This is a genomic window from Nostoc sp. ChiQUE02, from assembly GCF_034531305.2.
Classification (GTDB): domain Bacteria; phylum Cyanobacteriota; class Cyanobacteriia; order Cyanobacteriales; family Nostocaceae; genus Nostoc.
Genome location: NZ_JAVRBN020000007.1, coordinates 155,041 through 167,172 on the forward strand (window position 1 = coordinate 155,041; position 12,132 = coordinate 167,172).

Below are 12,132 nucleotides of genomic sequence, written 5' to 3' on the forward strand. Positions count from 1 at the left end.
CTATTGCCCAGGTACAACTGCTCCTAGCAATCCCAATCTAGTGAGATGAAATAATGTAGTGATTATAATTACATAAAGTTTACTAAGTAATTAGATTTAACCCAATTGTAGGAAGTATTTTAGTAAGCAATTGTGTCAACCTAGCAAATAACTTTTCTTTAAATTTACTTATGGCTAAAAAATCTCAAACAAATCTAGAACAATACCAAGATGTCAGATTATCTGCCACCACAAGAATTTGGGTAATTACAGTCGCTATTCTCGGAGTTTGCGTCCCACTCTCAGCAGTTACTAGAAGTGGTGCTATTCTTCCTTTAGTTGCAATTGGTGGCGCTGCTGTTGGTACAGTTGCTGTTTGGCGTTCTGATGAGCAAAAATCAAAAACTAACTATTTACAACAGCAGCAAATAGAACTGTTAGAGCGGAGATTAGCGAATTTAGAAACAATTGTTAGCAGTGATGACTTGAACTTGCAAATGAAAATTAAACAGATTGAGGCAAGGGATACTTTTGGCGACTCCTCTGATGTAAGTACTACACCCAGACAACCAAAACGCAAAGGTTAAAATTAGCCAATCTTCACCATTCATGCCGATGTCAGATAATATACCCTAGAATCATCATTACTAGGTTATTTTCGTGTAGGTATTTGTTGACTTAACCTTACGGCAACCTTTGAAATCTCTCTCAGATTAAACTTTCCTTTGCAGCTAGAACTGTTTCTCTAGAAACAGTATCTCGTTCTCTATCTTCGTTAGAATTGACTGACATCATTTAATTCTATATACTTCATTCAACTGCATCAGTTCATGAAATGTCTAAGTGCTATCCATCTATCTCTTTCCCGGAAACATCTGCCAATGGCTGTGTTTTATTAGACTGCTAACATTACTGAATTTTTAATTAACTAAGGTTATAAACTTGAGTAATTGCATTGGTATAGCTTACCGTAGGTATGCAATAGTTTGCCGCAGGAATGCAGATGGATTGGATTAGCTTACTTAAAGCTCAACAAGCTGACTTCCTTCAACGTGTGAAAAAACCTAAAACTTACGACTTATCTTTGCTGGAAAGTCAAGTCAAAGGTTGTCACACTGAAATTATGGCTTTTTGGGGCGAGCCATTGGCTAGACTCCAAGAACTTTCTCGCCAACAAGCAGAAGTTCTCGCCAAAAATCCGCCGCCGACGCCGCCTGAATATCCTGAGCCTCCTGACTGGACAATACCTTTTCCCAAATACTTCCAACGACAAGCGGAAGATTATTTTTTACGGGAGCATATTGTTGACCGGGTGATAACTGAACGTTTGGGGAAGTTGGTAAAAAAGGTATCTTGTGATACCTTGCAAAGCATGGTTTTAGATGATGAGGGAAATTTGTGTGGCGAAAGCAAATTTTCTTATTTACTAAAAGATAATCCTCAGCTAAGTGTTCAAGTTTATGTTGCTGATGGAGAAAGTTTTAATGGTATTAAGAAAGACAAAATTAAGTGGTCGGTTACTCAAGAAGATTTAAAAAAGCACCAAGTATTAATTTTTCTTTGTTTGTTTTATCCATCTACAGGTAAGTTAGGATACGACGAAAAACAGAGTATAATTACAGGCTTTTTACCTGCAAATCAAATTGAACTTACTGAACCAAAAATCTACATTAATCCGAGTAACTTGTTGTATGCAGGGGGGTTAAGTTGGTATTTAGAATCACTTGTTGGCAAAAAAGATGCGTCGCCAGTAATTATTGAGAGAGCGATCGCAGATACAATACAGACTCTACCATCAGAGCATTGCCTTAAAAGTATAGTCGGTGACTGGGAATGCTGGCAGACTTTGCAAGGACACAACAGAGGCATTAATTGCTTGGCTTTCAGTTCGGGGTGTAAGAATGGCAAAGCCTTACCCATATTGGCAAGTGGTAGTCGTGGAGAGACGAAACTCTGGGATTTAAGCAAGGGTGAATTAATAGAGACATTATCAGAGTATCCTTGGGTGATGTCTGGGCTGGTGGATGAAGTGAATTCCCTGGCTTTTAGTTCAGATGGACAGACTTTAGTGAGTTGTGGTGCAGATTCGACAATTAAGCTTTGGCATGTAGGCGCTTTAGACTTGATAGATATTTTGCACAAACACAATGGGGTAGTGCGGTGTGCTGCCTTTACCCCAGATGGGAGAATGTTAGCTACTGGCGGAGATGACAGAAAAATTCTATTTTGGGATTTGATGCAACGTCAGGTTGCGATCGCACTTTCTTTAGATGATACAGCTGCTCATTCCCTGGTTTTGAGTCGAGACGGGGAAACTTTAGTTACAGGTAGCTACCGCAAAATCAAAGTTTGGCACACCTTACCCCAGACGGGTATCAAAAGTTTAAAGGATGCACAACCGCTGCATACCCTCATGGGTCATTCTCACATCGTTCGTTCCTTAGCTATTAGTGCAGATGGTAAAATGCTCGTGAGTGGTAGCTGGGATCAAACGATTAAAATTTGGCAATTGGAGACTGGGGAATTACTTCATACTCTTAAAGGACATAGAGATAGAGTATATGCGATCGCTTTAAGTCCTGATGGTCAAATTATCGCCAGCGGGAGTGCTGATAAAACCATTAAGTTGTGGCATCTACAAACCGGGGAATTGTTGGGTACCTTTACAGGTCATGGGAATATAGTCACAGCATTAGCCTTCACAGCTTCCGGCGAGATGTTGGTTAGTGGGAGTTTGGATAAGACAATTAAAATTTGGCAACGCAGTTAGTAATTCGTAATACTCGCCTCCGGCGAGAAGCAAGCTACGTAATTCGTAATTATTCAGTCTTTGGACTCTGTTGACGAGTCTTTAATACCCGCGGGAGAGTCTTTGATACTCGCGAGAGAGTCTTTGATATTCATGCGAGAGTCTTTGATACTCGCGGGAGAGTCTTTGATATTCGCGGGAGAGTCTTTGATACTCGTGGACAACAAACTTTAAAAACTCTCTGGGCTTCTGCGCCTCTGCATGAAACTTAAAACTGTGCTAACAGCGTTTTACAAGTAGTCAGTGAAATTATATACAATAGCTTATCAGTTGCCTATACTCAATCATACCGAGTTAGAACTGGCAGTTAAACAAGTTTTTAGCTGGTTGAATATGAGTTAAGTAATATAGCGGTTCTCAGTTGAGTGCAATAAAGACCTAACCCCCAACCCCTTCCCTACAAGGGAAGGGGAGTAAGATTTAAAGCCTCTCTCCTTTTAGGAGAGAGGTTTGGAGAGAGGTCAAAGTCTATTGCATACAAACAAGAAGCGCTACACAGGTGCATTTTTACCAAATTGATGCTGTTGGAGAATAGTCTATGGCGATGACGAAACTCTGGAAGTTTTTGCGAAACATTCAGGATTTGAATTGGGGACAAGGCGTAGAGGTAACAAAGACTGGGGCCGAAGCTGCTAAAGCCGTGTTTGATTTGGCAAAAGCAATTAAAGAGCAAAAACCCAATGTTCAAAACTTCAAACCTTATGTAGAACAGATTTCGTCGCTATTAGATGTATTTAATTCTCCTCTCGGTCAAATTAGTAAAGAAGTAATTCCCTTTGCACCCATCGCCATTACTATCCTAAAGTTCATTATTGATGCAACCAACAAAGAGCCAAGTTTAGAAAGCTGTGTGCTACTAGTTAGTCAGGCTGCTTACATAGATAGCTTTCAGGATATTCTCAAACAAGATTCCGAATTACTCAAGAAAATTGATCGAGACCTTCCAGCTTCTCATGCTTTAGCTTTGCAGATTCAGAAATTAGGTGAGCAAGAATTTGATGAGCGGGAAGTGAAAAAAGCCATTCTCTATTTCCACGAATCTCAACTAGCAGAATCATTTAATCAGATTTTACAGCAACGCTTACAAGAAGCCGGATTAACGGAGACAGAAGCAAAAACCTTAACTGAACGGGTAGCGCGTCACACCGATGAAAATATGCAAGACGCATTGGTAGAAGTCGGAGAGAAAGCGGACAAACTTTGGAAATGGTATAGCGCCGGAGGAAAAGAAAAGCTAGAGAAGAATCTGAATATTGAAGATTATTTGGAACAGGTAATTAAACCAAAGCCAGAAGAAAACATTTTTGATGAAACCCATATTACTTTTCAGGATTTGTATGTACCTTTGCAAGTCAAAGAACTCGATGTCAACGACGATGCAAATCTTGAACTGGAAGCGTGGGTTAAGGCAATACTGAATGACCCAGATGCAAAACACAAACAAGTTTTGTTTATTCAGGGCGAAGCCGGACGGGGGAAAAGTGTCTTTTGTCGGATGTTTGCCGATTGGGTACAGCGCGAATTACATCCCAGCTTTACCCCAATTCTGATTCGGTTGCGGGATTTGCGCGTACTAAAAGATAACTTAACTGATACTTTAGAAAACTATTTACAACTTTTTGATTTTGTCACCAGTGATTCAGGCTGGCTGACCGATAAAAATACTCGCTTTTTATTTTTACTGGATGGGTTTGACGAGTTATTACTAGAAGGACGAGCCAGCGGCGGCTTGAAGGAATTTTTAGAACAGGTGGAACAGTTTCAAAAAGACCCCTTTTGCCGTCATCAGTTTTTGATTACTGGTCGTCCCCTAGCGCTGCAAGGAATTGAGCGGCTACTTTCACAAACCAAAAACTTGAAGCGCGTCGAACTTCAGCCAATGGATGATTCAATTCAACAAAAATGGCTGGAAAAGTGGTCAGTTGCAGCTCAAATTAACAAGAGTGAGTTTGAAGAATTTTTGCAGGCTTGCCCTGATGAAGTCAAAAATAAACTAGCACGAGAACCCTTACTACTCTATTTACTGGCGCGGATGCACCGAGACAATCGTCTCAATGTCCAAATGTTTGCAGGTGCAGACGGTATTAAGGCAAAAATCCGCATCTATGATGAATCGGTGAAGTGGGTACTAGAAAAACAGCGTGATAGTGAAAATCAGAATGATAACTCCCGCTTGACTGGATTGGAGAGTGAAGATTTGCGGCAGTTTCTCACTGAAGCCGCTTTGTGTGTGGTGCAGTCTGGGAATGAATCTGCGAGAGTGACGATGTTAGAAACACGGCTCAAAGATAGCAACAACCCAGCTGCAAAGTTAATTCAGCAAGCCAGACAGGAGAATGCCTCGGAAAAAAATCAACAAGATAAGCAACTCAATAATTTGTTGACGGCATTTTATATTAAACCAGCTTCAGGCGATCGCAGTGGCTCCGTGGAATTTGTCCACAAGAGTTTTTGCGAGTTTTTATTTGCAGAACGGTTATTAGAAAGCTTTGTAGATTGGACAGTCAAGGTAAGCAAGCGTCAGCGCGAAGAAGACTTGGTTAGCACAATCATAATGGATTGGCAGATTTACGATTTATTAGGTTATGGGAATTTAACCCCTGCAATTGTGGAATATTTGGTGGGGTTGTTGGCTGAGGGTTCAGGATTTCAAGACGTGGAACGCTTGTGCAGACTGTTCCAAAGATTAGAGGATTTCTACTTGCGTTGGTGCGGTGGGGAATTTATTGATGCAGAAGATGTAAACCTACCTCAGATGAAGAAAAAACAATTGAGGGAGCAATTACCAGAGCGAGAAACTCACTTGGGATTGCGTCAAGTGGATGTGTATGCAGGGCTGAATGTGATGATTTTGCTTCTAGAGTTGCATCGCTATGCCCAAACAAAATACGACCTCAAAGACAAAATTGCCTTTCACCTCTGCGGTCAACCTAAAAGTGATAAATTTGACTCAAAACGCTTGCTTCGTATTATCGGCTATAGTCACTGCCTGGGTGTCTCTGCTTTTAAAAACAACTTAAGATTATTTCTCAGCGCTGTTAATCTCAGCGCTGCTAATCTCAGCGCTGCTAATCTCAGTGGTACCGACCTCAGCGGTGCCAACCTCAGCGGTGCCAACCTCAGTGGTGCCAACCTCAGTGGTGCCGACCTCCCCGGCGCCAACCTCAGCGGTGCCAACCTCAGCGGTGCCAACCTCAGTGGTGCCGACCTCAGGGGTGCCGACCTCAGCGATGCCAACCTCAGGGGTGCCGACCTCAGTGATGCCAACCTCCGTGGTGCCAACCTCAGCGGTGCTGACCTCCGTGGTGCCAACCTCAGCCGTGCCGACCTCCGTGGTGCCGACCTCAGCAGTGCCAACCTCTATGGTGCCAACCTTAGACGTGCCGACCTCAGTGGTGCCGACCTCCGCGGTGCCGAACTCAGCCGTGCCGACCTCCGCAGTGCCGAACTCAGCCGTGCCAACCTCCGCGGTGCCGACCTCAGCCGTGCCAACCTTCGTCGTGCTAACCTCAACCATACCAACCTTAGCCGTGCCAACCTCGAAGCAGTTGCATGGAACAGTGACACAAGGTGGCTCAATGCTAGAGGGCTACATGAAGCAGCAGGCGTATCTCCAAAGTTAGCGCAAGACAAAGCTTTTGCGGCTGCGGTTGCCTTGAGTCAAGGCATCAGTTGGGTGAAAGAAGGCAAAATTAAAGAAGCACAAGAAGCTTTCAAGCAAGCCCAAATATTTGACAAAAGTTTGAGAAACTCTGCTGAATTTTGGAATAGCATCTGCTGGGTTGGCTGTTTACACGGCTATGCTAAAAATGTTCTCTCCATCTGTGAAAAAGCTGTTACCTTAAACCCTGACAATAAAATTTATCAAAACAGTCGAGGGCTTGCTAGAGTACTGATAGGCGACTTGGTTGGGTCATTAGAAGACTTTCAGGCTGCTGTAGACAGTGGCGCACTTGACTACTCAGAAGATGTGAAGCAGCGACGGCTACGCTGGATAGAAGCACTGAAGTTAGGAAATAATCCACTCACCCCAGAGGAATTAGAAAAATTGCGGGAAACTGAGGATTTAAGTTAATTCGCAATTCGTAATTAGACAAAGACGCGATAAATCGCCGTCTCTACAAAAGACTGATTATTGTAAAGACGCCGATTTATCGCGTCTCTTGCCTTAATGAACTGTATTAGGCGATCGCACGCCCATAATAAAACTATCCCCTCTATGCTATTTGCTTATGGCGATCGCAACTCAACCCCAACTAACCTTAGACGAGTTTCTCAAACTGCCGGAAACTGAACCAGCATCAGACTTTATCAACGGAGAAATCATTCAAAAACCTATGCCTCAAGGTGAACATAGCTTACTCCAAGCTACTCTTTGCGAAACAATTAACGGCATAGCTAGAAGCCAAAAAATTGCTTACGCTTTCCCAGAACTCCGTTGCACCTTTGGTGGTGCTTCTATCGTTCCTGATGTGTCTGTGTTTCGCTGGGACAGAATTCCTAAAACTCCATCTGGCAGAATTGTTAATCGCTTTGAAATTCATCCTGACTGGGCAATTGAAATTCTGTCTCCAGACCAAAGATTAAAAAAAGTGTTGAGTAAATTATTTCATTGTTCGCGCAATGGTACTGAACTTGGCTGGTTAATCAACGCAGAAGATGAAAGTGTGCTGGGGATTTTTCCTGGACAGCGAGTGGAATTATACGAAGGTGCTGATAAATTACTCATCCTGGAGGGTATTGAGTTGGAACTAACTGTAGAACAAGTTTTTGGCTGGTTGAGTTTGACGTAAAAAAGCGATCGCTCTTGAAGTAGGCGATCGCTTTTCAATTCAATCTGCAATTATTAAACCAGCAGTGTTTGCAGCAACGGCTTATCTTCCGATACCTTACCCGTCCGCAACCATTCTGCCATTTCACCCGGTACTTTAGCTTGGGTGAGGCGATCGCGCAAATCTGCGCCTTCAAGAATTTCTCGTTGCAATAGTTCCTCTGCGGTCTGCTCTAGTAAGTCACGGTTATGTTGCAGAATACTCAAGGCGATGTGGTGAGCATTATCTAATGTCTGCTTAACTTCGCGGTCAATTTCTTCCGCCACTTTCGGACTAATAGCACGACGCGGGTTACTATAACCTTCAAGAAACTGCTGTTGATTCTTCTCAAACGCCACTGGCCCAAGTCGATCGCTCATCCCGTAAAGAGTAATGGCGCGTTCTGCCAACTCAGTAGCTTTTTGGATATCATCAGCAGCACCCGTGGACACTTTGCCAAAAACGATTTCCTCGGCAGAACGTCCACCCAAAAGGATAGCAATGCGGCCGCGAATTTCGTCTTCCAGCATCAAAAAGCGGTCTTCTTCCGGCATCTGAATTGTATAACCCAATGCACCGACACCACGAGGGACAACGGAGATTTTTTCAACTTTACCAGCACCCGGCATCAACGCACCGATAATAGCGTGACCAACTTCGTGATAGGCGACAGTCTTTTTCTCAGTTTCATTCAGCACGCGGGAGCGTTTTTCTAAGCCAGCAACCAGACGCTCAATAGCTTCGTTGAAATTTGCCATCGTCACAGCTTGGCTATTTCGCCGTGCAGCTAACAGTGCGGCTTCATTCACAAGGTTGGCTAAATCTGCCCCAGCAAAACCAGGAGTTCTAACAGCAATCTTGCCCAAATCGACATCATTAGCTAATTTGACGTTTCTAGCATGGACTTTGAGAATTGCTTCCCGACCAATTTTATCAGGGCGATCAACGACAACTTGTCGGTCAAATCGACCAGGACGACGTAAAGCCGGATCGAGAATTTCTGGACGGTTGGTGGCAGCGATGATAATCACGCCTGTGTTGGCATCAAAGCCATCCATATCGCTGAGTAACTGGTTAAGAGTTTGTTCCCGCTCATCGTTACCACCCATAATCGGCCCAGCACCGCCACGAGATTTACCCAGTGCGTCTAACTCATCTATAAAGACAATACAGGGAGCTTGTTCTTTGGCTTGTTCAAACAAGTCACGGACTCGTGCAGCACCCACACCCACAAACAGTTCGATAAATTCTGAACCAGAAATGCTGAAGAAAGGAACAGCAGCTTCACCTGCGATCGCTTTTGCCAATAATGTTTTACCAGTACCCGGAGGGCCTACCAGCAGCACACCTTTCGGAATCTTTGCCCCTAGTATGGTGTATTTACCAGCGTTTCTGAGAAAATCGACAATCTCTTCTAATTCCGCCTTAGCTTCATCTACACCAGCCACATCACTAAATTTGACACCAGTGCTGCCTTGAGAATAAATCCTAGCTCTGCTTTTACCTACCGTTAGCGCAGCCGGGCCACCTTGGCGACTCATTAACAAGCCCCAAATCCCAAAGAAAATTAAAGGTGGTGCAACCCAACTAAGTAAAGTGCCAATCCAAGCATTTGGGTTTGGTAGTGGTGCAGCAAACTCGACATGATGCTCACGCAGAATTTTTGGCAGATCTAGATCAATGCCTACTGGTGTGGTGGTAAACACTTGTTCAGTGGGTTTACCATCTGGAGTTTGAGTTTTGATCGTGTATTCAATGCGATCGCCACCTACAATCGCTCGATCTACCTTCCCCGCTTCCACCTGAGCCAGGAAAGTGCTGTAGGGAACTTGTAGCGATCGCGACCCAAAAAAACTCGGAACAATAAGGTTCAGTAGTAACAACAGGGTTAGTAAAATGAAGAAACTCCCACCAAACTGCCTAACTTTGGGCGGTTTTATGGAGCTTTTGTTATTAGTTTCAACAGGCATTTTGATGTACCCTCCAAATTTGTCCTTTGTCTTTTGTCATTTGTCCTTTGCAAATTACCAATGACCCTTCGGGTTCACCAGTTGCTCATGGGGGAAACCCCCAAGACCGCACTGGCTCACCAAGGACAAATGACTAATGACTCTTTTTCAGCTCAATAACAGAGCAAATAGACCACATAAAGCAATGCCATCAAATACACCAGCACCGCCGATGCTGAGTACTCCTGCACTCATGGCTTGAATATCTTTGAGATGTAGCAAATCAGCACCAATCAAAGTTCCGAGTACACCACCAGCAAAGGCTACAGGAGCAGCATGGGGTGCAGCGATTAACATTGCAGATAAAGCAGCGGTCAGGGGAGCCAGTAAAGGATTCATTTGGATACCTATTCCTGGCACTACTCGCGCTGCATAATAGCTAACGATGGTGACAATGGTAATTACTAGCAAGATTGCTAGAGCATTTCCGTGAGTAAATTGGTAGAGTGCCAATACCACCGGAATTAAGCCACCACCAACATTCAGCGCTACCACAGTAGAGCGTTGCATTTTCCTTAAAGGAATACCCCAAAATTCCCTTAACCACAAGGTTGCAAAGTCACCTGCTAGTTGAACGTCAGTTACTAGACGGTATAACGGTATATTGATAGTGCTTGTGAAAATTACTAGCACAAGCAATAAAAAAGCGATGTTGGGAGAAAACCCCAGCTTGGCTACTGCGATTTCTACCACATCTACTGCCACAGCAAACCAAAAGAATGGTAGTAGTAGTAACAACACTAGAAATAGCAGTAATGAAACTGGTAAGTAAATCATCAGATTAAGAAATTTATGATTGTGTCATATCGCACAAAAATACATCTAAAGATGCTATGTCAGGTAATTCAACAAATGCTGAAGTAGTGATTATGTTGTTAAGAATCGTGGCAGTTATAAGTCAAGAATGTGGGTAAGAAAGACTTTATATCTATTTAGTTTTTATTCTAGAAAGTAGATAGTGTAGCCTAAATTCGTGTATACCCAACATAAAAATGTGTATTACCGTACTGTTATGGAAAATCAACTAGGATTTGTTCTAAAACTGCTTTTACTCTCGGCTTTGTTATCGCTATTGATTAAGTACGTAGGGCCAAGTCTATCAATTCCGGCGACAGCAACCAACGCGCTGATTATAATTTTACTGCCGATTGTGATTATAGCGATCGCGCTACTGTGGCGATTCCAAGCACAGAAACAAAATTAACTCGAGAGCATCTACGCACAAGTTCCTAAAATCGGCTAACCTAGCTTAATTACAAGAAAATTGCATCTCGCCAACCGTTGGGAGTCAGCCTGTGAACCTCGGTCAATGGATCGGCTTAATCGCCATAGTTCTTTCTTTATACATCCTGTGGCAAATACGGGAAGTGCTTTTGCTAATGTTTGCCGCAGTTGTGTTAGCCACCACCTTAAATCGGCTAGCAAAACGCTTCCAACGCTTGGGGATGAGGCGTGGATTTGCCGTCCTCCTGTCAGTAGCTATCTTTTTGGCAGGTGTCGCGGGTTTTTTCTGGCTAATTGTGCCACCATTTGCACAGCAGTTTCAAGAACTAACCTATCAGGTTCCTAAAGGGTTTGGACGCTTTAATAGTTGGCTTGACGCCCTGAGAACTCGTATTCCTCCTGAGTTAGTTCCCTACATCCCAGATATCAATAGCCTTATCCAACAAGCACAGCCCTTCGTCAATCGGGTACTGGGAAACTCCTTCGCCTTTGTATCTGGCTCTTTGGAAGTCGTCCTCAAGATTTTGCTAGTGTTGGTTTTAACAGGAATGATCTTAGCCGACCCCGTGGCTTACCGCAAAGTCTTTGTGCGGCTTTTCCCCTCATTTTATCGGCGGCGGGTGGAAGGAATTTTAAATAAGTGCGAAGTCTCTTTGGAGGGATGGATTACAGGCGCTTTCATTGCCATGTTTGTAGTGGCGCTGATGAGTCTAGTTGGCTTATCAATTTTGGGTATAAAGGCAGCACTAGCTTTAGCAATTTTGGCAGGGTTTTTGAACTTAATCCCCAACCTGGGGCCAACAATTAGTGTCATCCCAGCAATGGCGATCGCCCTCTTAGATGATCCCTGGAAAGCCGTAGCTGTCTTGATTCTCTACTTTATTATTCAACAGGTCGAGAGTAATTTCATCACGCCCGTTGTGATGGCGCATCAAGTTTCGTTGCTGCCAGCCATAACCTTAATTGCCCAATTATTTTTTGTTACTTTCTTTGGCTTTTTAGGATTATTTCTAGCGCTACCTCTAACTGTTGTCGCTAAGATTTGGTTGCAAGAAGTGCTGATTAAAGATGTTTTAGATAAATGGGGAAATAACCATAGAAACGAAACTGAGTTTGTGATAGTTTCTGAATCTCCTGGAACAGATGATAGTTGGACACGAGAAAATCCAGATATTAATGATAAGCCCTCGATTGATGATGATATCTTGAAACGAGAAGATTAGTCACTCGATTTGGGATTAAAGTACAAGGCGATCGCTTTTGGGTTTGAGATAGGTGTTACGTGGGTAGCGCCAACGGA

Annotated in this window: 8 protein-coding genes; 6 read left to right on the plus strand and 2 right to left on the minus strand. The window is 43.4% G+C overall.

The features are described 5' to 3' along the window. Nucleotides 1-170 precede the first annotated feature (170 nt). From RM347_RS09955 to RM347_RS09970, 4 genes are all read left to right on the plus strand, one after another. The gene (locus RM347_RS09955; protein WP_322716271.1) at nucleotides 171-566 is read left to right on the plus strand and encodes a hypothetical protein; all 396 of its coding nucleotides are present in this window, start codon (nucleotides 171-173) and stop codon (nucleotides 564-566) included. Nucleotides 567-976: 410 nt separating this feature from the next. Beyond that, nucleotides 977-2,749 (plus strand): WD40 repeat domain-containing protein, encoded by a 1,773-nt coding sequence (locus tag RM347_RS09960; protein ID WP_322716272.1) that lies wholly within the window; start codon nucleotides 977-979, stop codon nucleotides 2,747-2,749. Nucleotides 2,750-3,326: 577 nt separating this feature from the next. Further along, nucleotides 3,327-6,863 (plus strand): pentapeptide repeat-containing protein, encoded by a 3,537-nt coding sequence (locus RM347_RS09965; protein WP_322716273.1) that lies wholly within the window; start codon nucleotides 3,327-3,329, stop codon nucleotides 6,861-6,863. Between the two features lie 157 nt (nucleotides 6,864-7,020). Next, nucleotides 7,021-7,581, plus strand: coding sequence for a Uma2 family endonuclease (locus RM347_RS09970; protein ID WP_322716274.1), 561 nt, complete (start codon nucleotides 7,021-7,023; stop codon nucleotides 7,579-7,581). A gap of 53 nt (nucleotides 7,582-7,634) precedes the next feature. Here RM347_RS09970 and ftsH read toward each other — a convergent pair whose 3' ends face one another. Both ftsH and RM347_RS09980 read right to left on the minus strand, forming a co-directional pair. After that, on the minus strand, nucleotides 7,635-9,569 hold the full coding sequence (gene ftsH, locus RM347_RS09975) for an ATP-dependent zinc metalloprotease FtsH (RefSeq protein WP_322716275.1): 1,935 nt from the start codon (nucleotides 9,567-9,569) through the stop codon (nucleotides 7,635-7,637). Between the two features lie 147 nt (nucleotides 9,570-9,716). Then, nucleotides 9,717-10,385, minus strand: coding sequence for a DUF1614 domain-containing protein (locus RM347_RS09980; protein WP_322716276.1), 669 nt, complete (start codon nucleotides 10,383-10,385; stop codon nucleotides 9,717-9,719). A gap of 235 nt (nucleotides 10,386-10,620) precedes the next feature. On the opposite strand from RM347_RS09980, the gene RM347_RS09985 reads away from it, so the two are divergent. Together RM347_RS09985 and RM347_RS09990 are read left to right on the plus strand one after the other, a co-directional pair. Further along, on the plus strand, nucleotides 10,621-10,812 hold the full coding sequence (locus RM347_RS09985) for a hypothetical protein (protein ID WP_322716376.1): 192 nt from the start codon (nucleotides 10,621-10,623) through the stop codon (nucleotides 10,810-10,812). A 91-nt stretch (nucleotides 10,813-10,903) separates the two neighbouring features. Next, on the plus strand, nucleotides 10,904-12,055 hold the full coding sequence (locus tag RM347_RS09990; RefSeq protein WP_322716277.1) for an AI-2E family transporter: 1,152 nt from the start codon (nucleotides 10,904-10,906) through the stop codon (nucleotides 12,053-12,055). The last annotated feature ends 77 nt before the right edge of the window (nucleotides 12,056-12,132 follow it).

What these genes read in the sequence shown, in the direction of transcription:
- RM347_RS09960 (WP_322716272.1), top strand. Translation starts at nt 977, where the DNA reads ATGCAGATGGATTGGATTAGCTTACTTAAAGCTCAACAAGCTGACTTC.
- RM347_RS09965 (WP_322716273.1), top strand. Translation starts at nt 3,327, where the DNA reads ATGGCGATGACGAAACTCTGGAAGTTTTTGCGAAACATTCAGGATTTG.
- ftsH (WP_322716275.1), bottom strand. Translation starts at nt 9,569, where the DNA reads ATGCCTGTTGAAACTAATAACAAAAGCTCCATAAAACCGCCCAAAGTT.
- RM347_RS09980 (WP_322716276.1), bottom strand. Translation starts at nt 10,385, where the DNA reads ATGATTTACTTACCAGTTTCATTACTGCTATTTCTAGTGTTGTTACTA.
- RM347_RS09955 (WP_322716271.1), top strand. Translation starts at nt 171, where the DNA reads ATGGCTAAAAAATCTCAAACAAATCTAGAACAATACCAAGATGTCAGA.
- RM347_RS09970 (WP_322716274.1), top strand. Translation starts at nt 7,021, where the DNA reads ATGGCGATCGCAACTCAACCCCAACTAACCTTAGACGAGTTTCTCAAA.
- RM347_RS09985 (WP_322716376.1), top strand. Translation starts at nt 10,621, where the DNA reads ATGGAAAATCAACTAGGATTTGTTCTAAAACTGCTTTTACTCTCGGCT.